At 64.9% G+C, this 25,072-nt stretch carries 21 protein-coding genes; 8 read left to right on the forward strand and 13 right to left on the reverse strand.

What is annotated here, in order from left to right; translation table 11 throughout:
- Positions 1–2: 2 nt before the first annotated feature.
- From trpC to QMZ05_RS26945, 3 genes are all read right to left on the reverse strand, one after another.
- The gene (gene trpC, locus QMZ05_RS26935; RefSeq protein WP_353703509.1) at positions 3–824 is read right to left on the reverse strand and encodes an indole-3-glycerol phosphate synthase TrpC; all 822 of its coding nucleotides are present in this window, start codon (positions 822–824) and stop codon (positions 3–5) included.
- Positions 825–834: 10 nt separating this feature from the next.
- Entirely contained in the window at positions 835–1,848 is a 1,014-nt protein-coding gene (trpD, locus tag QMZ05_RS26940) for an anthranilate phosphoribosyltransferase (protein WP_050419623.1), read from the reverse strand.
- Positions 1,849–1,918: 70 nt separating this feature from the next.
- Entirely contained in the window at positions 1,919–3,820 is a 1,902-nt protein-coding gene (locus tag QMZ05_RS26945; protein ID WP_353703510.1) for a peptidyl-prolyl cis-trans isomerase, read from the reverse strand.
- A 241-nt stretch (positions 3,821–4,061) separates the two neighbouring features.
- Here QMZ05_RS26945 and tpiA point away from each other — a divergent pair, with 241 nt between their 5' ends.
- The gene (gene tpiA, locus QMZ05_RS26950) at positions 4,062–4,814 is read left to right on the forward strand and encodes a triose-phosphate isomerase (RefSeq protein ID WP_353703511.1); all 753 of its coding nucleotides are present in this window, start codon (positions 4,062–4,064) and stop codon (positions 4,812–4,814) included.
- A gap of 184 nt (positions 4,815–4,998) precedes the next feature.
- On the opposite strand, the gene QMZ05_RS26955 is transcribed toward tpiA, so the two are convergent.
- On the reverse strand, positions 4,999–5,532 hold the full coding sequence (locus tag QMZ05_RS26955) for a GNAT family N-acetyltransferase (protein ID WP_353703512.1): 534 nt from the start codon (positions 5,530–5,532) through the stop codon (positions 4,999–5,001).
- A 3-nt stretch (positions 5,533–5,535) separates the two neighbouring features.
- Positions 5,536–6,102: an XRE family transcriptional regulator gene (locus QMZ05_RS26960; protein ID WP_353703513.1), complete on the reverse strand. Its 567-nt coding sequence runs from the start codon at positions 6,100–6,102 to the stop codon at positions 5,536–5,538.
- Between the two features lie 204 nt (positions 6,103–6,306).
- On the opposite strand from QMZ05_RS26960, the gene secG reads away from it, so the two are divergent.
- Entirely contained in the window at positions 6,307–6,696 is a 390-nt protein-coding gene (secG, locus tag QMZ05_RS26965; RefSeq protein WP_353703514.1) for a preprotein translocase subunit SecG, read from the forward strand.
- A 167-nt stretch (positions 6,697–6,863) separates the two neighbouring features.
- The gene (locus QMZ05_RS26970) at positions 6,864–8,495 is read left to right on the forward strand and encodes a CTP synthase (RefSeq protein ID WP_050626415.1); all 1,632 of its coding nucleotides are present in this window, start codon (positions 6,864–6,866) and stop codon (positions 8,493–8,495) included.
- A gap of 18 nt (positions 8,496–8,513) precedes the next feature.
- On the opposite strand, the gene QMZ05_RS26975 is transcribed toward QMZ05_RS26970, so the two are convergent.
- The 5 genes from QMZ05_RS26975 to QMZ05_RS26995 all read right to left on the reverse strand — a co-directional run bounded on the left by QMZ05_RS26975 (position 8,514) and on the right by QMZ05_RS26995 (position 14,314).
- Positions 8,514–9,176, reverse strand: coding sequence for an SAM-dependent methyltransferase (locus QMZ05_RS26975; RefSeq protein WP_353703515.1), 663 nt, complete (start codon positions 9,174–9,176; stop codon positions 8,514–8,516).
- A 115-nt stretch (positions 9,177–9,291) separates the two neighbouring features.
- Positions 9,292–10,671, reverse strand: coding sequence for a HAMP domain-containing sensor histidine kinase (locus QMZ05_RS26980; RefSeq protein WP_353703516.1), 1,380 nt, complete (start codon positions 10,669–10,671; stop codon positions 9,292–9,294).
- On the reverse strand, positions 10,668–11,342 hold the full coding sequence (locus QMZ05_RS26985; protein ID WP_353703517.1) for a response regulator transcription factor: 675 nt from the start codon (positions 11,340–11,342) through the stop codon (positions 10,668–10,670). Before QMZ05_RS26985 ends, QMZ05_RS26980 begins: the two co-directional genes overlap by 4 nt.
- A gap of 125 nt (positions 11,343–11,467) precedes the next feature.
- Positions 11,468–13,543: a transglutaminase domain-containing protein gene (locus tag QMZ05_RS26990; RefSeq protein WP_353703518.1), complete on the reverse strand. Its 2,076-nt coding sequence runs from the start codon at positions 13,541–13,543 to the stop codon at positions 11,468–11,470.
- 114 nt (positions 13,544–13,657) lie between these two features.
- Entirely contained in the window at positions 13,658–14,314 is a 657-nt protein-coding gene (locus tag QMZ05_RS26995) for a DUF3857 domain-containing protein (protein ID WP_353703519.1), read from the reverse strand.
- 252 nt (positions 14,315–14,566) lie between these two features.
- On the opposite strand from QMZ05_RS26995, the gene QMZ05_RS27000 reads away from it, so the two are divergent.
- Positions 14,567–14,893 (forward strand): NIPSNAP family protein, encoded by a 327-nt coding sequence (locus QMZ05_RS27000; RefSeq protein ID WP_353703520.1) that lies wholly within the window; start codon positions 14,567–14,569, stop codon positions 14,891–14,893.
- Between the two features lie 311 nt (positions 14,894–15,204).
- On the opposite strand, the gene QMZ05_RS27005 is transcribed toward QMZ05_RS27000, so the two are convergent.
- Positions 15,205–15,537: a PAAR domain-containing protein gene (locus QMZ05_RS27005; RefSeq protein ID WP_353703521.1), complete on the reverse strand. Its 333-nt coding sequence runs from the start codon at positions 15,535–15,537 to the stop codon at positions 15,205–15,207.
- A 259-nt stretch (positions 15,538–15,796) separates the two neighbouring features.
- On the opposite strand from QMZ05_RS27005, the gene kdsA reads away from it, so the two are divergent.
- Both kdsA and QMZ05_RS27015 read left to right on the forward strand, forming a co-directional pair.
- Entirely contained in the window at positions 15,797–16,663 is an 867-nt protein-coding gene (gene kdsA / locus QMZ05_RS27010) for a 3-deoxy-8-phosphooctulonate synthase (RefSeq protein WP_353703522.1), read from the forward strand.
- Between the two features lie 16 nt (positions 16,664–16,679).
- The gene (locus QMZ05_RS27015) at positions 16,680–17,876 is read left to right on the forward strand and encodes an MFS transporter (RefSeq protein WP_353703523.1); all 1,197 of its coding nucleotides are present in this window, start codon (positions 16,680–16,682) and stop codon (positions 17,874–17,876) included.
- 58 nt (positions 17,877–17,934) lie between these two features.
- On the opposite strand, the gene QMZ05_RS27020 is transcribed toward QMZ05_RS27015, so the two are convergent.
- Positions 17,935–21,012 (reverse strand): hypothetical protein, encoded by a 3,078-nt coding sequence (locus tag QMZ05_RS27020; protein ID WP_353703524.1) that lies wholly within the window; start codon positions 21,010–21,012, stop codon positions 17,935–17,937.
- Positions 21,013–21,739: 727 nt separating this feature from the next.
- A complete protein-coding gene (gene queF, locus QMZ05_RS27025; protein ID WP_353703525.1) occupies positions 21,740–22,216 on the reverse strand; it encodes a preQ(1) synthase in 477 nt (158 codons plus the stop codon).
- Positions 22,217–22,391: 175 nt separating this feature from the next.
- On the opposite strand from queF, the gene eno reads away from it, so the two are divergent.
- Both eno and QMZ05_RS27035 read left to right on the forward strand, forming a co-directional pair.
- Positions 22,392–23,675, forward strand: a complete 1,284-nt coding sequence (gene eno, locus QMZ05_RS27030; protein ID WP_050419639.1) for a phosphopyruvate hydratase — start codon at positions 22,392–22,394, stop codon at positions 23,673–23,675.
- Positions 23,676–23,723: 48 nt separating this feature from the next.
- Positions 23,724–24,863: a zinc-binding dehydrogenase gene (locus QMZ05_RS27035; RefSeq protein ID WP_353703526.1), complete on the forward strand. Its 1,140-nt coding sequence runs from the start codon at positions 23,724–23,726 to the stop codon at positions 24,861–24,863.
- Positions 24,864–25,072: the final 209 nt, after the last annotated feature.

The raw sequence follows: 25,072 nt of genomic DNA on the forward strand, positions 1-25,072 counted from the left end.
CGTCAGCGCGTGCCGGTGGCGCGCGGTGCGCCCTGCCGCGTCAGCAGGGCGCGGGTGGCCGCGGTGACGTCCTGCTGGCGCATCAGGCTCTCGCCGACAAGGAAGGTCGACATCCCGACGTGCTCGAGGCGGGCGAGATCGTCAGGCGTGAAGATGCCGCTCTCGCCGACCATCAGCCGATCGCGCGGGATCAGCGGCGCCAGCGCCTCGCTGGTCGCGAGCGTGGTCTCGAAGGTGCGCAGATTGCGGTTGTTGACGCCGATCATCGGCGAGCGAAGTTTCAAAGCGCGGTCAAGCTCGGCGCGGTCGTGGATCTCGATCAGCACGTCCATCCCATACGACAACGCGGCGTCCTCGATCTCCCTGGCCGCCGCGTCGTCAAGCGCGGCCATGATGATCAGGATGCAGTCGGCGCCATGGGCGCGCGCCTCCGCCACCTGGTAGGTGTCGAACATGAAGTCCTTGCGCAGCACCGGCAGGTTGGTCGCCGCGCGGGCCGCGACCATGAAGTCGAGATGGCCCTGGAACGAGGGCGTGTCCGTCAGCACCGACAGGCACGCCGCGCCGCCGGCCTCATAGGCCTTTGCGAGCACGGGCGGGTCGAAGTCGGCGCGGATCAGCCCCTTCGAGGGCGAGGCCTTCTTCACTTCCGCGATCAGCGCGTAGTCGCCGCGTGCATGCTTATCCCTGAGCGCGCGGACGAAGCCGCGCGGCGGTGAGGCCGATTTGGCCTGCGCCTCGACGTTGGCGAGCGGACGCGCGCGCTTTGCGGCGGCGATCTCCTCGCGCTTGTAAGCCTCGATCTTGGTCAGGATGTCGGACATCTCTGTACTCTCAACCGTTGGACACCGCGATCAGATGCTTGAGCCGCGCAGCGGCCGCACCGCTGTCGAGCGACTGGGTGCCGATCGCAACCCCTTCCTTGAGATCCTTGGCGCGGCCGGCCACGATCAGTGCCGCGGCGGCATTGAGCAGGGCGACGTCGCGATAGGCGCTCGGCTTGCCCTGGAGCACGCTGGAGAGCGCGATCGCATTGGCGTCGGCATCGCCACCCTTCAGCGCCTCGCCGTCGACCCGGCCAAGGCCGGCCTCCTCGGGCGTCACCTCTGACGTCCTGATCTCGCCGTTCTCGAGCGTAGCGACGAAGGTCGGACCGGTGAGGGTGATCTCGTCGAGGCCATCGGAGCCGTGCACGACCCAGACCTTGTCCGAGCCGAGATTCTTCAGCACCTGCGCCAGCGGCTGCACCCACTGCCGCGAGAACACGCCGACCATCTGCCGCTTGACGCCGGCCGGGTTCGACAGCGGTCCGAGCAGGTTGAAGATGGTGCGGGTGGCGAGCTCGACCCGGGTCGGGCCGACATTCTTCATCGCCGGATGATGCGCGGGCGCGAACATGAAGCCGATGCCGGCCTCCGCGACGCAGCGTCCGACCTGCGCCGGCGTCAGATCGAGCTTGACCCCGAGCGAGGCCAGCACGTCCGCGGCGCCCGAGCGCGACGACAGCGCGCGGTTGCCGTGTTTGGCGACGGGCACGCCGGCGCCGGCCACGATGAAAGCCGCGCAGGTCGAGACGTTGACCGAGCCGGAGCCGTCGCCGCCGGTGCCGACGATATCGACGGCCTCGGCCGGCGCTTTCACCGGCAGCATCTTGCCGCGCATCGCGGTGACGGCGCCGGTGATTTCCTCGACGGTCTCGCCGCGCACCCGCAGCGCCATCAACAGCCCGCCCATCTGCGAGGGCGTGGCTTCGCCCGACATCATGCTGTCGAAGGCGGACGCAGCTTCTTCACGCGTCAGCGTGGCGCCGGTAGCGACTTTTCCGATGATCGATTTCAGGTCGTCCATTCGCTGGCCCAGGGTCTGTTGTTGGAGCTTGATCTGCGGACAGCACGCCGTCGCGCTGTCCGGATCATGCTCAATTATTTGCGCCTGTCACCTGTGCGAAGGCTGCCTGGTTGACGGTTACGCCGATGTCGGACTCGATCTTGCTGACATACTGTGCGACCTGCTCGTCGCTCATCGAGCGCCGCAGCGCTTCGGTGAGCTGCTTGGCCGCGTCGGAGGCGAAGTCGACCGGCGGCACCGTCACATTGGTGACGCGGAAGACGACCCACTGGCTGCCGCCGGCGGTCGATGTCTGTCCGTCGCCATCCTTGGCGGTGCGGAATGCGGCGGCGATCACGCCGGCCGGCACGCCGGGCGGCGAGGCCTCGCGGTTGAAATTCGCGGCGGTCTCGACCTTGACGCCGGCAGCGGCCGCCTCGTCGGCGAGCTTGGCGCCGCTGTCGAGCTTCTGGACCATCTCGGTCGCCTTGGCGCGCAGCTTGGCGGAGATCTGGTCCTCGCGCCACTTCGCCTCGACCTGGTCGCGAACCTCGTCGAGGGGGCGCTCGCGCGACGGCGTGATGCCGAGCACGTCGTACCAGACATAGCCGTTGTTGAACTGGATCGGGTCGTTGTCGACGCCGACGTCGCTGTTGAAGGCCTGCGACACCACGTCGAGGCCGCGCGGGATGTTGGACGCGACCTGGCCGTTCGGCAGGCGGCCCGAGCGATCGACCGCGTCGATCGTGACGGCGTTCAGTTTCAGCTTCTGCGCCGCGTCGATCACGCTGGAGCCGCCGCCGCGCTCGTCTTCCATCTTGTCGCGCAGTTCGGCGACCTTGGTGCGGGCGCGCTCGGACGCGATCTCGTTCTTCACTTGCTGCGCAAGGCTCTCGTAGGTCGGGGTCACGCCGGGCTCGATCTTGCCGACCTTGACCAGCGCGATGCCGAAGCGGCCCTGGACCGGCTGGCTGACTTCGCCCGACGGGAGAGAGAAAGCGGCATCGCCGACGGCCGGATCGAGGATCGCCGACTTTGCGACCAGGCCGAGATTGACGTCGGCAGGATTGAGCTTGCGTTCCTTGGCGATGTCGTCGAACGAGGTGCCTGACGTGATGCGGGCGCGGGCGGCCTGCGCCTCGCCGGCGTCCGGAAACACGATCTGCGAGACCTCACGCTTCTCGGGCGTGCTGAGCCGGTCCTTGCGCTCGTCGAAGATCTTCTTCGCATCCTCGTCCGACACCGTTTCCCACTTGCCGATTTCCTCCGGCGTGATCGCGACGAAGGAGATCTTGCGGTATTCGGGCGCGCGGAACTGAACCTTGTGGTCCTCGAAATAGGCGGCGAGCGCTTCGGGCGAGGGCGGATCGATGGTGCCGGCCTGCGCGGCGCCGAGCGTGACGTAATCGATCGAGCGCTGCTCGTTCTGGAAACGGGTCAGCGCCTCGATCATCGATTTGGTCGGCTCGATCCCGGACGAGATGGTGCCGGCGATCTGCCGCCGCAGGCCGACGCGGCGCTGCTCGGCGATGTAGCGGCCCTCGGTGTAGCCGAAGTTGCGGATCACGGACTGGAAGCGCTGCGGATCGAACTGGCCGTTGAGGCCCTTGAAGTTCGGATCGTTGTAGATCGTGCGCAGCACCTCGGCATCGGACTGGTTGAGGCCCATGCGGCGCGCTTCCTCGTCCAGTGCCGCTTCCGCGAGCGTCTGCTGCAGCACCTGGCGGTCAATCCCGAAGGCGCGCGCCTGGTCCGGCGTCAGCGGCCGGCCGAACTGGCGGCCGAGCTGCTGCAGGCGGTCGGTATAGATCTGGCGGAACTGCTCGGCCGAAATCTCGGTCCCACCGACCTTGGCGAAGGTCGACTGGCCAAACCCCTTGAAAATGTCGGCAATACCCCAAATTCCGAAACTGACGATCAAAACGCCCATCACCACGGCCATTATCGTCTTGCCGAGCCAGTTTGATGAGGCTTTCCGCATTCCTCGAAGCATGGGTCCAACTTGTTTTACAGGAGGGGAACCGGGTCGTGCCCAAATGGGACCAAAAGTCGGGACTTTTCGTCCGGCAACAGGGCGTCACCGAATTGAAAACGCTTATAAAGTGGCCGAAGCCCCCCCGCAACCATGGGTAAGGGGGCGGATTGAAGCGGTTCAGCAGGCACGAAGCCGCGCTCTGGAAGTCGCCGCCCGGCTCTGATAGCGCAGGGGACGCTTGAATGATGGGAAATCCGACATGACCGACGCCATCCGGCCGCTGATCGCCGGCAACTGGAAAATGAACGGCCTGAAATCCTCTTTTGCCGAGTTCGACGCGATGCTGGCCGGCGCCGGCGATGTCGCCGGGAAGGCCGATCTCTTGGTCTGTCCGCCGGCGACGTTGGTCGGCGCGTTTGCCGACAAGGCGCGCGGCTCGAAGGTTGCCGTCGGCGCTCAGGACTGCCATCCGAAGGCCTCGGGCGCCCACACCGGCGACCTCTCGGCGGAGATGTTCAAGGACCTCGGCGCGGTCGCCATCATCGTCGGCCACTCCGAGCGGCGCGCCGACCATGGCGAGAGCGATGCCTTGATTCGGCAGAAGGCGGAGGCGGTCTGGCGCGCGGGGCTGACCGCGATTGTCTGCATCGGCGAGACCCGCGAGCAGCGCGACGCCGGCAAGACGCTCGATGTCTGCGGCACCCAGCTTGCGGGCTCGCTGCCCGACGGCTCGACCGCGGCCAATCTGGTGGTGGCCTATGAACCGGTCTGGGCGATCGGCACCGGCCTGACCCCGACCGCCGGAGATGTCGAGGAAGTTCACAGGTTTATCCGGGGACAGCTCACCGATCGCTTCAAGGCTGAGGGAAACAAGATCAGGATACTCTATGGCGGCTCGGTCAAGCCGTCGAACGCCGCCGAGCTGATGGCCGTCGCCAACGTCAACGGCGCGCTGGTCGGCGGCGCCAGCCTGAAGGCGTCCGACTTCCTGGCGATCGCGGCGGGCTGCTAGGGCCCATTTTGCATCGCGCTCTCACACCGTCATCCTGAGGAGGCCGCAACGCGGCCGTCTCGAAGGATCGACGGCCCGGCTGGTGGCCGTCGACCCTTCGAGACGCGCTGCGCGCTCCTCAGGGTGACGGATTGGCAGTATTGCGCGGTCAGCCGCCATCGGCAGCTCTGCTTGGGGGGCAGGATCAAGCGGCCGCAGCCGCACCGATCCGCTTCCAATAAATCAGCGTCCCGGTGAGGCCGCCATGCGGCTTCAGCGCGTAGTCCGGGATGAGGCCGGTGAGCTGAAAGCCCAGCCGCTCGTAAAGCGGCGCGGCGCCGTCCTCCTCGGCGGTGTCGAGCACCAGCAATGTGCGCCCGTGCGCGATCGCGAGCTGCTCGGCGGCACGCATCAAGGCGGTCGCCACGCCGCGACCGCGGCGGGCGACGCGCGTCATCATTTTTGCGATTTCCGCGCGATGCGGCTGGTTCGGCGGCAGTTTCAATTGCAGTGTCACGGTGCCGATCAGATCATTGCCGTCGAACGCGCCGAGCACTACTCGCTCGCTGCGCGCCGCAGCACTGAGCGAATCCCGCCAGAATGCATCAGCGTCCTCCGGCGCCAGCGGATGCATGAAGCTCACCGAGCCGCCGCTGGCGACGGTCTCGATCAGCAATTCGCTGAGCGCGTTGCGAATCCCCGGCTCGTCGGTGAGCGGCTTGATGGAAAACTGCGACATGCATCAGCTCCGGGCCAGGGCGACCACATACGTGCACCCGGCGTTGCCCTCATTGGCAAAGGTGGTTTCCGCCGGCGGGCCGAAGCCAAGGCAATCGCCGGCCGCCAGCACATGGCGTGCGCCGCCTTCGGTGATGACGAGGCTGCCGCTCAGCACCCAGACCAGTTGGCGGATGTGGGCATAGGACGAGGCGGGCAGGGTCACGGATTGCTTCGGCGGCAGTTCGACCCGCACCAGCTCGACCGGATGATCGGGACGGCTGAACACCTGGCGGCGCAGATAGCCGGATTCAGGATCGCGCCACACCGACTGCGTGGCGGCGCGTGACAGCCGCTCGCCCTGGCCTTCGGCGCGCAGCATCAGGCCGGCCAGCGTGAGGTCGAAAGCGGAGGCGAGCCGCACCAGCACGACCGCGGTCGGGCTGACCTCGGCGCGCTCGATCTTGCTGATGGTCGCCTTCGAGACGCCGGCGCGTTCGGCAAGCTCAGCCAGTGACCAGCCGCGGCCATCGCGTTCGAGCCTGATCCGCTGCGCGAGGCGTTGGCTCAGATCGTCTACCAAAGTATCCATATGTCAATTATAATGGAATCGAGCGATTCCGATCAAGGCCCCGAGGGAGGACCATCAGCATCGCTTGTGATGTCAGCCGATGCGACTATCTCGGGGGTGACAATGCCCGGTGCAATCGTGTAACAGGGCGCGACTTCACGAAAACCGTAGAGCCGATAGCGCCGTTTGTCTGGCCGCTTGGCGGCTTGTGACGGAAGGCTTGCGATGCAGACTGTCGTTATCATCATTCATCTCATGATCGTCGCCGTCATGATCGGCGCCGTGTTGCTGCAGAAATCCGAAGGCGGTGGCCTTGGCATGGGCGGCGGCGCCGGCTTCATGTCGAGCCGCGGCACCGCGAATTTGCTGACGCGGACCACGGCGATCCTCGCGGTCGGCTTCTTCGTGACCAGCCTGTTCCTGTCCTGGTACGCCGGCTACGACCGCAAGCCGAGCTCGATCATCGGCACCGGCGCACCGGCGCAGACCCAGCCGGCCAGCGGTGCGCCGCTGACGCCCCCGACCTCCGGCGGCATCCTCGATTCGCTGAAGAAGACCGACGAGCAGCAGGGCCAGCAGGCTCCGAGCGGCCCGCAGGCACCACGGTCGCAATAAAGCAGGGTGGCCATGCAGGATGCACCGCTGGCATCCTGCATCAGGAATACCCATCAATAGTCTGAAATCGCTCGCAATTTAACGTAACCCACAGCCCGGTGGTTTGTTTGCCGGGAACAACCGATTCGTTTTGCGAATCGGTGGAGTCGGCTTAAAGGTAAAGTCCCATGGCGCGGTACATATTCATCACCGGCGGCGTGGTCTCCTCGCTCGGCAAGGGTCTGGCTTCAGCGGCGCTCGGCGCTTTGCTGCAGGCTAGGGGCTACAAAGTCCGCCTTCGCAAACTCGATCCCTATCTCAACCTCGATCCCGGAACGATGTCGCCGTATCAGCACGGCGAAGTGTTCGTGACCGACGACGGCGCCGAGACCGATCTCGATCTCGGCCATTACGAGCGTTTCACCGGTCGTCCGGCCACCAAGGCTGACAACATCACGACCGGGCGTATCTACCAGGACATCATCACCAAGGAGCGCCGTGGCGATTATCTCGGCGCCACCATCCAGGTGGTCCCGCACGTCACCAACGCGATCAAGGAATTCGTGCTGTCGGGCAACGACGAGTACGATTTCGTGCTGGTCGAGATCGGCGGCACGGTCGGCGACATCGAGGGCCTGCCGTTCTTCGAGGCGATCCGCCAGCTCAAGAACGAGCTGCCGCGCGATCACGCCGTCTACATTCACCTGACGCTTTTGCCGTACATTCCAAGTGCCGGCGAACTCAAGACAAAGCCGACGCAGCACTCGGTAAAGGAGCTGCGCTCGATCGGCATCCAGCCGGACATCCTGCTGTGCCGCACTGATCGCGAAATCCCCAAGGAAGAGCGGCGCAAGCTCGGCCTGTTCTGTAACGTGCGCGAGAGCGCCGTGATCGAGGCGCGCGACGTCGACAACATCTACGCCGTGCCCGAGGCCTATCACGCCGCCGGCCTCGACGACGAGGTGCTGGCCGCGTTCGGCATCACGGCTAAGATTCCGCCGGCGCTGCAGAGCTGGCACGTGATCAACGAGCGTGTCCGCAATCCGGAAGGCGCGGTGACGATCGCGATCGTCGGCAAGTACACCGGCATGAAGGACGCCTACAAATCGCTGATTGAGGCGCTCTCGCATGGCGGCATCGCCAACAAGGTGAAGGTCAACCTCGACTGGATCGAGAGCGAGGTGTTCGAGAACGAGGACCCGGCGCCGTTCCTCGAGCACGTCAACGGCATCCTAGTGCCCGGCGGCTTCGGCCAGCGCGGCGCCGAGGGCAAGATCCGCGCGGCGCAGTTCGCGCGTGAGCGCGACGTGCCGTATTTCGGCATCTGCTTCGGCATGCAGATGGCTGTCATCGAGGCGGCGCGCAATCTGGTCGGCATCGAGAACGCCAATTCGACCGAGTTCGGCCCGACCGATGAGCCGCTGGTCGGCCTGATGACCGAATGGCTGCGCGGCAACGAGCTCGAGAAGCGCTCGCAGAGCGGCGACCTCGGCGGCACGATGCGGCTCGGCGCCTATCCGGCGGCGCTCAACCGCGGCAGCCGCGTCTCGCAGGTCTATGGCGGCGCGACCGAGATCTCCGAGCGGCACCGTCACCGCTACGAGGTCAACACCGCCTACAAGGATCGCCTCGAGCAGCACGGCCTCCGTTTCTCCGGCATGTCGCCCGACGGCGTGCTGCCCGAGATCGTCGAGTACGAGGACCATCCCTGGTTCATCGGCGTCCAGTTCCATCCCGAACTGAAGTCGCGGCCGTTCGAGCCGCATCCGCTGTTCGCGTCCTTCATTGAGGCCGCGGCGAAGCAGAGCCGGCTGATGTAACAGCGGTCAGCTGCGCCGTCACACGGCGCAGTCCTCGCTCGCCTGGCGTTCCTTCTTGAGCGGTGAAACGTTGGTGCCGGTCGCCGGTGTGACGTCACGCGTCAACAGCTTGTACTGCGGTCGCCGCGTCAGCCGGTAGACCGCGGCGGGCGGCACGTTGAGGATGGCGCGATCGACCAGCGTGGCGCGCAGGCCGAGCCGGTCGAGGATCGGCCGCCGTATCGGGCAGCGCATCCCATACGTGAATTGATAGAACGCGCCGCCGGGACGCATATAGCTGAATGCGCCGCCGACGATCGAGATCACCTTGCGCGGCGACATGTTGAGCAGCGGCAGTCCGCTGACCACAGCGCCGACCGGCGCGCCGTCGTACAGCCGTTCCGAGGCCAGCCGCGCGGCGTCCATCCACAGCACGCGCGCGCCGGGAAAACGCAGCTGCAGCAGCCGCATGAAATCCGAGCCGTATTCGATCAGCGTGAGATCCTGCTGGCGCACGCCGCGCTTCAGCAACTGGTAGGTGAAGGCGCCCGTTCCAGGACCGAGCTCCAGCACCGGGCCGGTGTTGGCGCTGATGTCGCGCGTGATCAGTTCGGCGAGCGCCGCGCCCGAAGGCGCGATCGCGCCGACGCGGCCGGGGGCGGCCATCCATGCCGTGAAGAAAGAAAGGAGATCATGTGCCATTGGGATTCCCAGCAAAGTGTCGTCGCGTCGCGACTCGATCGCGCGGCGCGATCTCCTCTTTGCGGGGGCTGCATTGCGAGAACATTGCGCGATGATGCTGGAAAGCGCTCTGGCATCACGATGCGAAGGGCGCCGGCGGTAATGTGAGACGGAAGCGCGCGCCGCCTTTCGGTCCGTCGAGCACGGAGACGTGACCGCCATGCAGCCTTGCGATCTCGCGCACCATGTTCAGACCAAGGCCGGCGCCGCGGTCGAGCGGCGCCAGACGATAGAACGGATCGAAGATCCGCGTGCGCTCATGCTTCGGAATACCGTCGCCTTCGTCGGTCACATCGACCGTCGCGGCGTTGCCGACATGGATGGTGATGGTGCCGCGGCGGCCGCCATGCTGGATGGCGTTCTGCACGAGATTGGTCAGCGCCCGTTCGAGCGCGGCGCGGTCGCCCAGCGTTTCGACGTGGTCGGCGGCGCTATCGAGCGACAATTCGTAACCGCCCGCGATCGCGAGCGGCGCGAGATCGGCGGCGACATTGCGCGCGACCGCGACGAGATCGACGCGCCCGAATGGATTGCGGCACTGGTCGAAGCGCTGGATATCGAGCAGCTGCTCGGCGAGCGTTGCAAGCCGTGCGGAATCCTCGAGCAGACGGGTTTTCTCAGGGCCTGCGGGCAGCGACTCCAGCCGCGTGTTGAGGATCGCGATCGGGGTGCGCAATTCGTGCGCGGCATCCGCGACGAAGCGCTGGTGGCGCGAATAGCCGTCGTCGAGCCGTGTCAGCGCATCGTTGACGGCGGTCACCAGCGGCGCGACCTCGAGCGGCAGATGGTCGGCCGACAGCCGGCTGCCGCGCTGGCGGAAATCGATCCGGCGCGCCTGGTCGGCCGCGGTGTCGAGGCCGGCGAAAGCGCGCTTCACCACCATCGGCGTTGCGATGAACGTGGCGCACGCCATCAAGAGCAGGCCGGGCAGGGCGACGGCAAGGAACGCCAGCGTCGTGGCGAGCGCCGTCTTGACGCTCGACGTCGGCCCTTGCGTGGCTGTGAGCACCTGCACCGGGCCGGCGTCGGAATTGACGCGTTTCAGCCGCGCCGGCGGCTTGCGCGGATCGTCCTCGAACATCTGCCAGCCGAGCCTGGCCTGGCTGATCTGGTCGAGTGCATCGCCGATTTTCGCAAATTCGGACGGCACTGCGCCTTCCGATAGTGAATGGCCTTGCCGGTCGCGCACCAGGAACCAGAGCTCGGGCGTGTTGTCGCGAAGCTGCTTGAGTTCGGCCGTCGGGCGCAAAATCAGGTCGCCGTTCCCGTCGCGTGCGACCGCGCTCTGCACGATGGAAATGACGTGATCCTCATCGCGCGGGACGATCAGGAAACCGGTGACACACAATGCGCTGATCAGGCAAATGATCAGCATGGCGAGCAGCAGCGCCTGCAGCGCGACCAGCCGCCAGCTCAGTTGCGAGCGCAGGCAATAGTGATCGGCGGTTTCGCTCATGACACCTGCTTGAGCAGGTAGCCGACGCCGCGGATGCTGTGGATCTCGACGCCGGCATCGGTATCGGCGAGCTTGCGCCGCAGCCGCGACACATGGGCGTCGAGCGCGTTCGACTGGATCTCGTCCTCGAAATTGTACACGGCCTCCTCGAGCGTCGCGCGCAACACGGTGCGGCCGAGGCGGCGCAGCAGCGTCTCCAGCACCAGAAGCTCGCGCCGCGGCAGGTCGAGCGGGCGGCCATTGACGCTGGCCTCGCGATGGCTGCAATCGAACGCCATGCGGCCGGCCTTGATGATCTCGAGCTGCAGGCCGGCGGGACGGCGCAGCACGGCGCGCAGCCGCGCCAGCAGCTCCTCGACCGCGAACGGCTTGGCCAGATAGTCGTCGGCGCCGCTGTCGAGCCCAATGATGCGGTCGGCGAGGTCGCCGCGCGCGGTCAGCACGATGATCGGAACGCCGTCGGCCTTGGCGCGCAGCTTCGGGATCAGCGTGAGGCCGTCGCCGTCGGGAAGTTGGCGGTCGAGCAGGACGGCGCCATGCACGTCGGCGGAAATCGCTTCCTCGGCCTCGGCGAGGTTCGGCACATGGTCGACGACCATGTCGTAGCCCTTCAGCGCCTGCGCCAGCGCCGCCGCCATCTCAGCCTCATCCTCAACCAGCAATATCCGCATGCCGCAAATCCGGGTTTCAAAGCACTGGTTCTAGGGGCAGCAACATTGCAGCAACATTGCGAGCGCCGCCCACGGCCTGCAGTATCGGGGTACGGTGCACCCGGGACCGCCGCTCGGCACCGAGATCAGTGGGCGACCGTACCGTTCGTGGTGGGCTTGGCCGAGGTCGTCGCGCCCAGCTTCTTCAGACGGTCGAGCTCGAACGCAGCGCAGTCCTGCTCGATATAGTCGATCACGCCGATATCGCGCGTCTTCTGGAAGGACGCCTGCGCCTGCTTGGTGTCGCCGAGCGCGAGGTTGCGCAGGCCGGTATAGAAATAGGCTTCGGCCAGCGCCATCTGGCGCTCGTCGCCGACCTTCTTCTCGAGCGATTTGAGCATGTCGTCCGGCGACATCAGGCCGGCCAGCATGGCGAGGCCGGCACGCGGCCATTCACCTTGCGCTTCGGCTCCGGCGCGCTTGACCATGTCGTCGGGCGCCGGCTTGCCGAGGCGACCGTAGGTCGCAATCAGCCACATGTCGCTGTAGATCCGGGCTTCGCGGTCGCCGAGTTCACTCGCCTTGGCGAAGTCTTCGATCGCCTCCTGCATATGGCCCGCATAGACCCGTGCGACTCCGCGCCAGCGGAATGAGATGTCGAGGCCGTCGGCGCCGCCGCCCAGCGCGATCGCGTTGGAGTAGTCGGTCACGCTCTTGTCGAACTGTCCTGCGCGAAAATAGACGCTGGCGCGGCAGGCCAGGATGTTCCCGGAGCTCGGCGCGAGGCGTACGGCGGTGTTGACGTCCTGCAGGGCCTCGTCAACGCGGTCGAGGTTGGCCCTGGCGTGACCGCGCAGGCAATAGCCGTTGGCCAGATCGCTGCCGGAGAGCTTGCCGCCATCGATGATCTCGGTCGTCTTCTTGATGGTCTCCTCGTGCTGCTGCTGCAGGTGGTGCGTGATATCCGCCTTGGCGGCATCATTGTTGAACATCGCCTTGTTGACCGCAAAGGCGTTGCCGATCGCCTTGTTGAGCGAACGCAGGTCTTCGGCATAGCTGGGGTAATCCGCCGGCTCGACCGATGGCTGCAACGTCTTCAGCTCGACGGTTTTCCTCGCATTGCGCCCGCGAAAATATTCGGTGACCGTGGCATTGAAATACTTGTTGGCGACGGTGTGCTCGCGCGGATCGATGCTGATGCTGACCTGTTCGGGAAAGCTCATCTCGAAACTGTATTTGCCGTGGTACGGGAAACCCGGAATCCGTAGCGGCGTGGTGCGGCTCGCCGACTGCGAGGCGATCAGCACATTCTGCATATTGTCCACCGCGTAGCCGACGACCCAGCTCGCTTCCGCCTCGGTTGCGAGCTTGGGAACTTTGTAGTGCGCCGAGATCGAGAGCTCGTTCTTCAAGGTGTCGTTCTGCACGGCAGGCTCGCCGGCCAGCGTCGCGCCGGGATAGCGGCGTTCCAGGGCGTCACGGACGAACCTCGTCACCTGCTCGTGGGTTGCCCGTTCGAGCACGACGCGGAGCTGCTCTGCGCCAAGCCCGCGCCAGACCCGGCGGACGTCGAGCTGGCCCTCTTCGCCGAACTTGGCCAGCGTTGCGCGCTCGATGATTTCGTCGCCGACGATATCGCCGGTGTCGGCAGGGACGCGCGAGACGGAATCGGTTTCGCGCGCCACGACGAGGACCTGGACGCCGCCATGGGCCTGGCCGGCGCGGTCGAGCTCGCCATGCTGTCCGAGGCGCGTCGAGTCGAGGAAGTAGGTCTTGCCGCCGATCGTGGCTTCGACGATGGCATGATCGAAGAACTGCGGGCTGGGCAGCGTTTTCTCCAGTCCGCCATGGCGTCCGATCTGCAGCAGCACGGGCCGGCTCTTGATGCCGAGTTCATGGAGCAGGGTGACCAGCAGCAGCGATTTGTCCTTGCAGTCGCCGTAGCGGCGCCGCAACACCTCGTCGGGCAAGGTCGGCCGGTGCGAGCTCTCGCCGAGCGCGACCGAGAAATACCGGACCTGGGATTGCACAAACTCGAGCGCGGCCATGGCGCGGGCCGACTCGGACGGCAGCGCCTTGATGCGCTTCACGACGTCCTGAAACTCGCCGTCCTTTGGCGCGGTCGCCTCGAACAGGTTGCTTGCCCAGCCGGCGACATCGGTCCAGCTCGCAAACTCGGAGAACTGCACGAAGCGAAGCCCGAAGAAATCCGGCGGAGCCATCGTCTCTCCAGGAAAGCCAGGCAACGGCTGCTGGTCGAAGCTGACGCGCCGGATACCATCGCGCACGGTTTCGGTCGGGAGGAGAGGGGGCAGCGGCCGGTCGCCGACCACGCGCTAGGCGATCGATCGGTTGGTTGGGTAATTCAGAACGACCCGCCGACGCAGCGTCGGCAAGCCCTGATCCCACGGCGACAGCCCGAACGCCTTGCCGCCGAACACCGGATTTTGACCCGAGCTCGTATAGGCGATCTCCAGCGTATCGCCGACGCGCAGATCGTCGATCAGGATGGAGGCGGTCACCCGGCCGCTATAGACGCCGTGCTCGAGGCCCTGTTCGCGTTGCAGGAAGCGGATGTTGGAGGTCAGCGTCCGATCGAACTGCTCCTGCCCGCGATAGACGCGGATCGCGTGCAGCTGGACATGCTCATATTCAGGCGCGAATGCGATCGAAAGGCGTCCAGCCGCAGTTAGCGCCGCTGCATCGTTGATCTGCGTGGCGCGCCGGACGAAGAGCGCGGGAACCTTTCCAATCAGGTACTGAGTGTCGGCGAGACGGACGACCACCGGCAAGGACGCGGTCTTGGGAATCTCCGGGATCGGCGGTTGCTCGGCCCAGGCCGGTACCGGGTCGCCCAAGGTAAACGCATCCTTGCCCAGCTGGACTTCCTTGAGCCGGTTATCGGTCCCTTGTTGGGCCTGTTGGGCTGTGGCGCCATGAAACCCCAAAAGACATCCGAGTGCAGCCACCAGCAGCACGCCGGCGCGCAGCAATCTCATGAGATACATTCGCCACCTCTTTCACTTAAGGGTTGTATAGATGATGGCGGACGGCCCGGCAATTATCGCGAGCGGCCAAGTTTGCCGGTGAGGTGAAGCCGGTGTGAAGATGTGCGGCGGGTGCGGACGGGCCATGCCGGAAGCGAGGGACTGGACCACGCCATTTCGACCGGGCCATTTTGACTTGGCCCGGGTTTGTTGTCAGAACGTGCGCGCTTTTGCGAACAAGATCTGGGAGTATCGCCAATGATCTACGAGACGCGCGTCTATCGTTGCCTGCCGGGCCGGCTGCCGGCGCTGCTCAAGCGCTTCGAGACCATCACGCTGAAGCTCTGGGACAAGCACGGCATCAGGCAGGCCGGCTTCTTCACGACGCTGGTCGGTGAATCCAACCAGGACTTGACCTATCTGCTGGCCTGGGAGTCGCTCGCCGAGCGCGAGAAGAAATGGACCGCGTTCACGACCGATCCGGAATGGATCGCCGCGCGCGCCAAGAGCGAGGAGGACGGTCAGATCGTTCTCACCATCGAAAACCAGCTTCTGGTGCCGACCGCGTTTTCAGCGGTCAAGTAGTGCCGGCTGCCGTCGTTGCGAGCCAATGGGTCGCGCAAATGCGCGCCCGATGATGGGCTCCGCGAAGCAATCCATTGGTACCGCATATGCGCGCGTTGGATTGCTTCGTCGCTTCAGGGCAAACGTGATCGCGTACGCCATATGCGACAGCATTGTGGGCGAGGGGCGTTTGCACGATTTCGGAATATTGGAAATATATCCCTGATTTGCCCGACGGGTCAAGCTGCCTTGTCGAACGCCGGTAAGCCGCCAGCTCCTTTGCATGGGGTTGTTTTCGATATTTTGGCCGCTGGGGAAACGCCGCAGCGCTCCTATTGCGGGCAGCCTGAGGTCTGATCGCCCTGGGTCACCATCGGCTTGCCGTTGATGAAGACGCCGTGGCTGCCGGAGGCCGTCTTGCCGCCGCAATGCGTGCGGTCGCCCATGACCACCGCCGGCTTGCCGTTGATCAGGACATTGGGCACGCCTTCGACGAGCGGGCCGCCATTGCTGGTGGTGTCGCCGCTGCGCGCGGCGGGCTTGCCGTTGACCGTGACGCCGTTGGCGCCGCTAGTGACGACCCCGGGCTGGCTGCTGGCCTGGCCGTAGGCCAGACCCGACATCGCCGAGGCGGCCGCGGCTACGATCACAAGCAAAGGGCGCATGTCGTTCCTCATGGGAATCTGTTCCGCGCCAATCTAGAGCTTTTTCCGCTCCGATTGAATCGGAACGGAGCTCTAGATTTATTGTTTTGACGCGTTTTCTTCACGCGAACCGGTACCCACTTCGCTCGAAAACGCTCTATAGGGGCGGATAGGGCAGGATTGTGATAGCACGGCGCACCCACGGCGTCAGCGCAACCCCCTCATCGCGCGGGATGGCTTGATCCGCCCCGCACAGGACTGCATGGTCGCCGGCAAAAGGATGCACATTTTGACCAATCAGGTTTCCGAGCAAGCCGCTGCGCCGATCGTTGCCGTCGGATCGGCCAAATTCGGCAATGCCTTGCCCATCTCGATCATCGCCGGTCCCTGCCAGCTCGAGAGCCGCGCGCATGCGCTTGAAGTGGCGTCCGCGCTGAAGGAGATCGCGGCGCGGCTCAAGATTGGCCTGGTGTACAAGACCTCGTTCGACAAGGCGAACCGCACCAGCGCATCGGCTGCGCGCGGCATCGGGCTGAAGCAGGCGCTGCCGATCTTCGCCGAGATCCGCTCCTCGCTCGGGTTGCCGGTGCTGACGGACGTGCATGAACCCGACCAGTGCACTGAGGCGGCGCAGGCGGTGGACGTGCTGCAGATTCCGGCCTTCCTGTGCCGGCAGACCGACCTCTTGCTGGCCGCGGCTGCGACCGGCAAGGTCGTCAATGTCAAGAAGGGCCAGTTCCTGGCGCCGTGGGACATGACAAATGTGGTCAGCAAGATCACCGGCGCCGGCAACGCCAATGTGCTGGTCACCGAGCGCGGCGCGTCATTCGGCTACAACACGCTGGTATCCGACATGCGAGCGCTGCCGATCCTTTCGCGCACCACCGGTGCGCCCGTAATCTTCGATGCCACCCATTCGGTGCAGCAGCCCGGCGGCAAGGGGACATCCTCGGGTGGCGAACGCGAATTCGTGCCGGTGCTGGCGCGCGCGGCGGTCGCGGTCGGCGTCGCCGGCGTGTTCATCGAGACCCATCCCGATCCGGATCACGCGCCGTCCGACGGCCCCAACATGGTGCCGCTGCGCGACTTCGAATCCCTCGTCAAGCGGTTGATGCAGTTCGACGCGCTGGCCAAGACCGCAGCCTGACGGAGGTGACGACGACATGACCGCAACCAGCGGCATGCCGCCGGCCCTCAACGTCATCACGCTGGCGACTTTCGCGGCGAGCCTGTCGGTGCGTGCACTCGATCCTGTGCTGCCCCATGTTGCCGAGGATTTCAGCGTCAGCATTGCGACCGCGGCGAGCTTTGCCGCGGTGTTCGCCTTCACCTTTGCCGCAATCCAGCCGGCGATCGGCGCCGCCGCCGATCTGTTCGGCAAGGCGCGGCTGATGACGATCTGCCTGGTGCTGCTCGGCGCGGCCAACATCCTCGGCGCACTCTCGATCTCGTTTCCGATGCTGTTCGTGACCCGCATCCTCGCCGGCATCGGCTCGGGCGGCGTGTTTCCGGTGGCGCTGTCGCTGACCAGCGATCTGGTCGGCCCGGACAAGCGGCAGCTTGCGATCGGACGGACGCTGGCGGGCTCGATGACCGGCAATCTGCTCGGCGCCACGGCCTCCGGCCTGATCGGCGATCTGCTCGGCTGGCGCGGCGTGCTCGCGGTGCTCGGCGGTCTCGTGATCATCGTCGCGCTGGCGGTCGCGGCCGGCTTCCGCGGCGCTGCGCTGAACCGTCCGCCGCGCACCAGCCTGAAGGCGTTGCGCCACGGCTATCGTACCATCTTCACCAACCCGAACGCGCGGATCTGCTATTCGGCGGTTTTCATCGAAGGCTGCTGCGTGCTCGGGCTGTTTCCCTTCATCGCCTCGTTCCTGTTCGAGCTCGGCGAGACCTCGCTGTCGGTCGCCGGCATCGTGATCGCGGGCTTTGCGATCGGCGGATTGCTCTACACGCTGACCGTGGCGCGCCTGCTGCCGTTGATCGGGGTGAGGGGGATGATGATCGTCGGCGCCACGCTGGTCGCAATCCAGCTCGTCGGCGTCGCCTTCGGGCCGCACTGGAAGCTGCAGATGGCGGGCCTGCTGGTGATGGGCCTCGGCTTCTACATGATCCACGGCTGCCTGCAGGTGTTCGCCAGCGAACTCTCGGTCGAAGCGCGCGCCACCGCACTGTCGCTGCACTCGTTCTTCTTCTTCATGGGCCAGACCGTCGGCCCGATCGCCTATGGTTTTGGGCTGCAACACGCCGGCAAGACGGCGACGCTGGTCTCGGCCGCCGCCGTGATGGTGGTGCTTGGCTTCATCTGTGCCAGATTCCTCAGGCAGCGTGCGCCGGCTGACGCGCATGCCGGCTCCTGAGCGCTGCTGCGAGGAACTGTCCGCGTCCTCGCAGCACCGTTCCGAAAATGCGCGATCGCTAGGTCAGATGGAAGGCATCGTGCCCCATCGCCACGTACTGCATCGTAGTCTCATGCAGCCAATCCGAACTGCTATGCGAGACGTCGGAAGCAAGTTGCGCAAGCTGTTCTGCATGTGAAGGGCCTTCAAATGAAAGCGGCTGGGGAGTGCCGGCTTCGGCGCCGGCGTTGTTGCCGCCATCGGCAAACACGAAGCTATCGGCGTGCACCGATGTCGCGACATGACCGGCCGCGGGAGAAGGGTCGGGCGTGAAGCTGACGCCGTGCGGAGAGCTGAAGTCGAACCGGGGCGCATTGTCGGCCGACAGCAGCGGCGTGAATGCGCCCGTGGTCGGGTCGACCTGGCCGAACGCCTTCAGGCTGCCGACCGAGGCGTAGTAATCGTCGGGGTTCAGGCCGGTCGCGTGAAACGAGAAGACCTTGTCGGTGGCCGTATCGGTCAATGTGAACGTACCCGACTTGGCACCTGCTTCAATGACATCGTCGAGACCGGCCTTGGCGCCGACGCCCGCAATCGGCGTAAACGACACCGATTGGTGGGTCGTGCCGGGATTCTTGATATCGATGATGGTCCCGTCGTCGCCGCTCGACAGCAACAGGTCGCCGTTCGGGGCGAGCTTCAACGAGTCCGGATCGTTCTGAGGCACGACCTCGGTCTTGCCGGTCACGGTGTCCAGACCGGTAGCGCCAAATTCAAGAATGGGCTTGGTCGTCAACGTACCAGACGGATGATCGCCGTTGAGGAGCTGGACCACGGTTGCATCGCCGGGATTGACGGGGTTGGTCTCGCTCAGGAACACCTTGTCGCCCTTGAACACCACATCGTCATAGCCGCGGCTCGCACTCGCGTCGGCGTAGCTGAGCGGCGCGGAGACCGCATGCGTCTCCGGATTGATCAGCGTGAGGGTGGGATTACCGTCTTGATTCTGGAGTGCCCAGATATCGCCGGTCGTTGGGTTGTATTTCAGGCCATCGACCGATCCTGTGATCGAGTATGTGAATTCCACGTCGCCGTGCTTGTCGTATTGCACGATGGTGCTGGAGCCTCCGGCGCCGGTCGAATCGGCGCCATTGCCGTATTCGACAAAGGTCGAGCCGTGTGCGGTCGTGACGGAATCGGGCTGGGTCGCCCCGTCGGGCGGGGCCTGGAAGGTCTTGACCGAACTGATTTCGGGAAATGGCGCCGCGTTCTTGTCGGGGACGAACGCAACGCCGTGCGGCGAACCGAAGCTGAAGCCCGGTGCATTCTCGCTGGATACCAGCGCGGTGAAGATACCGGTGTTCTCGTCGATCTGGCCGAACGCGCCGAGCGAACCGACCGAGGCATAGTAGTCGTTGGGGTTGAGGCCGCTCGCATGCACCGTCAGGACGTGACCATCCTTTGCGTCCGAAATGTAGAAGGTGCCCGATGTCGCGGTCGGTTTGATGACGTCGTCGAGGCCGGCGCCTGATCCGGCAGGAATTCCCTGGATCGGAGTGAACGCGATCGCCTGCTCGGACGTGCCCGGATTCTGGACGTCGATGATCGCGCCGTCGTCGCCGCTGGAGAAGATCAGATCGCCGTTCGCGGCGAGCTTCAGCGAATCCGGGTCGGCCTGCGGCACCACCTCCATCTTGCCGGTCACGGTATCGTAACCCACGGCGCCGTCGAGCAGCACGGGGGTGGTGGTAAGCAGGTCGCCAGGCTTGGGGTTCGTGCCGTTCAGGAGCTTGACGATGGTCGGATCACCGTTGCCGGTCGGATTCGTATAGCTGAGGAACACCTCGTTGCCCTTGAACACCACGTCATCATAGCCGCGCGAGGTCGACGTGTTGGCGTAGTCGAAATGCGCAGTGACCGTCTGCGTGTTGGGATCGATCAGCGACAGCGACGAGCGGCCGTCCTGGTTCTGCAATGCCCAGACCATTCCGGTTTCGGGATTGTACTTCAGCCCGTCCACTGATCCCGCGATCGAATAAGCGTGCACGAAGTGTCCCGCGCGATCGTACTGGATGATCGTGCTGTCGCCCGGCACGGCGCCGGTCGAGTCGACGCCATTGCCGTATTCGACGAACACGTACTTGTTCGCGATGGTGATCGAATCCAGGCCGGTCACCCCGTTCGGGGGAGCGGCAAATGTCGCGATCGAATCCACATGCGCCATCGGGGGCGCATTCTTGTCCGGAACGAAGATCAGGCCGTGCGCGGCGGAAAAGTTCGCTCCGGTGACCAGCGGCGTGAAGACGCCGGTCGTCGGATCGACCTGGCCGAACCCGCCGAGGCTCGCAACCGATGCGTAATAGTCGTTGATGTTGAGGCCGCTCGCGTGGAAAGAATAGACGTTCCCGGTCTTCGTATCGGTCATGTAGAACGTACCGGCAGTGGCGCCTGGCTTGATCACGTCGTCGAGGCCGGAATTGCCGACGGAGCCGGCAGGAATGCCCTTGATCGTCGTGAACGCGATCGCCTGACTGGCCGTCCCGGGATGCTGAACATCGATGATGGTGCCGTCGGCGCCGTCGGTGAAGATCAGGTCGCCGTCGGGGGCGAGCTTGAGCGAATCCGGATCGGACTGCGGGACCACTTCGGTGGCGCTCGTGACCGTGTTGAAGCCGGTGGCACCATCGGTCAGGATCGTCGCCGTCAGCAAGGTCCCGCTCGGATGGTCGCCGTTGAGCAGTTCGACGAGCGTCGGATCGCCGGCTCCGTTCGGATTGGTGTAGCTCAGGAACACCTTGTCGCCCTTGAAGACGACGTCATCATAGCCGCGCGTCGCGGATGGATCGGCGAAGCTCAGCGGGCCGGTCACCTGGTGGGTGAGGGGATCGATCAGCGTGAGCGTGGAGTTTCCGTCCTGGTTCTGAAGCGCCCAGATCTCGCCGGTGTATGGATTGTACTTCAGACCATCGACCGATCCGGCGATCGTATAGCTGTGTTCGACTTTGCCGCTCTTGTCATACTGCACGATCGTGCTCGAGCCGCCGGCGCCGGTGGAGTCTGCACCATTGCCGTATTCGACGAAGATCGTCCCGTTCGCAGTCGTAATGGAGTCGGGAGCCGTTGCGTCAACCGCCGTGCCCGACGCGAACGTTTTCATTCCGCTGATCGTAACCATTTCAATGCTCCCTGAGGATGAGATGAGGAGCGCAAAAAGACACCTGACGGACGACGCGTATGTGACGATTGGCCGCGCAAATTTTCTGCGGTTCGCGGAACATTTCGTGAGTCAGGAATCCTTGTTGTTGCTCAATCGCTTTCGCGACGGCGCAAACCGCAACACGGAACCTTGCCTCACAAGTTTCAAGAATAAGCCGCAGTGTCGTACGAATTCACTTCACGCGCCGCGGTCGCACTACGACGTGGATTGACTAGCCCGCAGCAGGCTCGTAGCCGGATCGATTCAAGCTGGACGGCTGCCTGCGGGTGTTCGCCAGCGAGCTATCGGTCGAAGCACGAGCGCCACCGAGCTGTCGCTGCGCTCGTTGTTCTTTTTCATGGGGCAGCGTCGGCCCGGTCTATTGTAGGCACACCGAGGCTATTCCTCCTCAGCAGTGTGGGATTTGGCGAGGCGAGCGGCTGCCTTGGCGCCTGCAACCCCACCCAGTCCAAAGCATGCCAGGGTTCCGAAGAGCACGACGGAGGTCCAATCACTGTGAACGCCCCCGCGTACGTGACCGAGAAAAGAGATACCGATCGACAGACCGGCGAATCCCAGTGTGGCTGCTCCAAGCGCGAAGCCCACCGAGCCTGCGAGTAGGACCGCCATCGACCTTCGCTTCACTTCCCCCATCCGGAATCTATTGGGTATGGCGAACTATCTATATCTAACCGCGCCCGCGATATGTCGCGACGCCCTGGTCGGGAACCCACAGCCCCTTTGGCAGCCTGCCGGTCTGGAAGAATACGTCGATCGGGATGCCGCCGCGCGGATACCAGTAGCCGCCGATGCGCAGCCATTTCGGCTTGATCTCGTCGGTGATCCGCTTGCCGATCATGACAGTGCAGTCCTCGTGGAATGCGCCGTGGTTGCGGAAGCTCGCGGCGAACAGTTTCAGCGACTTGGATTCGAGGAGCCAGCGGCCGGGCACGTAGTCGATCACCAGATGCGCGAAGTCCGGTTGGCCCGTTACCGGGCAGATCGAGGTGAATTCCGGCACCGTGAAGCGTACCAGATAATCGGTACCAGCCTGCGGATTGGGCACGCGGTCGAGCTGCGCCTTCTCCGGCGCGTCGGGCCATTCCACCGCACGGCCGAGCTGCAGGCCGGGGGAGGTCGTTGATCTGCTGGATTTCTTCGCCATGAGGGGTCTCCGTGGGGTCCTCATAGAGCATGATCCGGAAAAGTGGAAACCGGTTTTCCCGCAAAACAACCCCATGCAAAGGACGGCAATTCCGCCCGTCACCCGCCTTTTCCCCCTCGATGCATTGCGGTAGAAGCACCGCCATCCGCCCCCCTCACTGCCACAAGAGGTACTCATGACTGACATCGTCGACATCATCGGCCGCGAAATCCTGGACAGCCGCGGCAACCCCACCGTCGAGGTCGATGTGGTGCTGGAGGATGGGTCGATCGGTCGCGCGGCGGTGCCGTCGGGCGCCTCCACCGGCGCCCATGAGGCGGTGGAACTCCGTGACGGCGACAAGTCGCGTTATCTCGGCAAGGGCGTCGAGAAGGCGGTTGCCGCCATCAACGGCGAGATCTTCGAGGCGCTCAGCGACCAAGCCGTCGAGGAGCAGGTCGCGATCGACCAGATCATGATCGAGCTCGACGGCACGCCGAACAAGAGCCGGTTAGGGGCCAACGCCATCCTCGGCGTGTCGTTGGCCTGCGCCAAGGCCGCGGCTGAATCGTTCGACATGCCGCTGTACCGCTATGTCGGCGGCACCTCGGCGCGGACGCTGCCGGTGCCGATGATGAACATCATCAATGGCGGCGTGCATGCCGACAATCCGATCGACTTCCAGGAATTCATGATCCTGCCGGTCGGCGCCACCTCGTTCGCCGAAGCGCTGCGTTGCGGTTCGGAGATCTTCCACACGCTGCGCGGCGAACTGAAGAAGGCCGGCCACAACACCAATGTCGGTGACGAAGGCGGCTTCGCGCCGAACCTGCCGTCGGCCGACGCCGCGCTCGAGTTCGTCATGAACGCGATCGGCAAGGCCGGCTACAAGGCGGGCGATGACGTCGTGCTCGGCCTCGACTGCGCCTCCACCGAATTCTTCAAGGAAGGCTCCTATGTCTATGGCGGCGAGAACAAGACCCGCTCGCGTTCGGAGCAGGTGAAGTATCTCGCCGACCTCGTCGGCCGCTATCCGATCGTGACGATCGAGGATGGCATGTCGGAGGACGACATGGACGGCTGGAAGGAGCTGACGGATGCGATCGGCAACAAGTGCCAGCTGGTTGGTGACGATCTGTTCGTCACCAACGTCACCCGGCTTGCCGACGGCATCAAGCACGGCCGCGCCAACTCGATCCTGGTCAAGGTCAACCAGATCGGCACGCTGACCGAGACGCTGGCGGCGATCGAGATGGCCTACAAGGCCGGCTACACCGCCGTGATGTCGCACCGCTCCGGCGAGACCGAGGACTCCACGATCGCCGACCTCGCGGTCGCCACCAATTGCGGGCAGATCAAGACCGGCTCGCTGGCGCGCTCCGACCGTACCGCCAAGTACAACCAGCTGCTGCGCATCGAGCAGCAGCTCGGCACCCAGGCGAAATACGCCGGCAGGGCGGCCTTGAAGGCGCTGGCCTAGCGCCCCAATTGATCGGGACTGAATAAAACGCAAAAAGGGGAGGTCGGGATGAGTGACGGCAAGAGCGGTCTGCAACTGCGTTCGCTGCTCAAGAAGGATGGCGAACTGGAATTGTCGTTGGTCAATGTCCCGACCCCCGAGCCCGGTCCCGACGAGGTCGTGGTCCGGGTCGAGGCGACCCCGATCAATCCGTCCGACCTCGGTCTTTTGATCGGCCCGGCTGACATGACCGCCGCCAAGGTCTCCGGCAGCAAGGAATTGCCCGTGGTGACCGCGCGCGTGCCGGAAGCGGCATTGCCGGGCCTCGCCGCCCGGCTCGACGAGTCGATGCCGGTCGGCAATGAAGGCGCCGGCGTCGTGATCCGGACCGGCTCGTCGGACGCGGCGAAAGCGCTGATGGGCAAGACCGTCGCGATGATCGGTGGCGCAATGTATGCGCAATACCGCACGCTGCGGGTCAACGAATGCCTGCCGCTGCCCGAGGGCACCACGCCGGCGGAAGGCGCGTCCTGTTTCGTCAATCCGCTGACCGCGCTCGGCATGACCGAGACGATGCGGCGCGAGGGCCACAAGGCGCTGGTACACACGGCGGCGGCGTCGAACCTCGGTCAGATGCTGAACAGGATCTGCCTCAAGGACGGCATCGGCCTCGTCAACATCGTGCGCAACAAGGAGCAGGCCGACATCCTGCACAAGATCGGCGCCAAGCATATCGTCGATTCCAGCGCGCCCGATTTCATGGACAAGCTCACCGCCGCACTGGTCGAGACCGGCGCGACCATCGCCTTCGATGCGATCGGCGGCGGCAAGCTCGCGGGCCAGATCCTGGTTGCGATGGAGACCGCGATCAACAAGACCGCCAAGGCCTACAGCCGCTACGGCTCGAATGTGCACAAGCAGGTCTACGTCTATGGCAGCCTCGACACCCGTTCGATCGAGCTGCCGCGCGGCTTCGGCATGGCCTGGGGCGTCGGCGGCTGGCTCTTGTTCCCGTTCCTGATGAAGATCGGTCCGGAGGCGGGCAACAAGCTGCGCCAGCGCGTGGTCGCCGAGCTGAAGACCACCTTCGCCAGTCACTACACGAAGGTGGTGTCGTTGCAGGAAACCCTGCAGCTCGACAACATCGCCGTCTACGGCAAGCGCGCGACCGGCGAGAAATTCCTGATCAACCCGAACAAGGGCATGTGATGGAGCAACCGTAGTCCGTAGCCCGGATGGAGCGGAGCGCAATCCGGGATCAGTCAATCCGCGGACACGGTGGCCCCGGATTACGCTTCGCTTCATCCGGGCTTCTGTAACGGGCCTTGGTTAGTCAATCCCTTTTCGCGTCATCCACTCGCCGGGCACTTGCTTCTGTACGGGATCGGCGCGAAGGCCGTCGCCTGATGGGGTGCATT

The organism is Bradyrhizobium sp. INPA03-11B (genome assembly GCF_040446015.1).
In the GTDB taxonomy this organism is placed as follows: domain Bacteria; phylum Pseudomonadota; class Alphaproteobacteria; order Rhizobiales; family Xanthobacteraceae; genus Bradyrhizobium; species Bradyrhizobium macuxiense_A.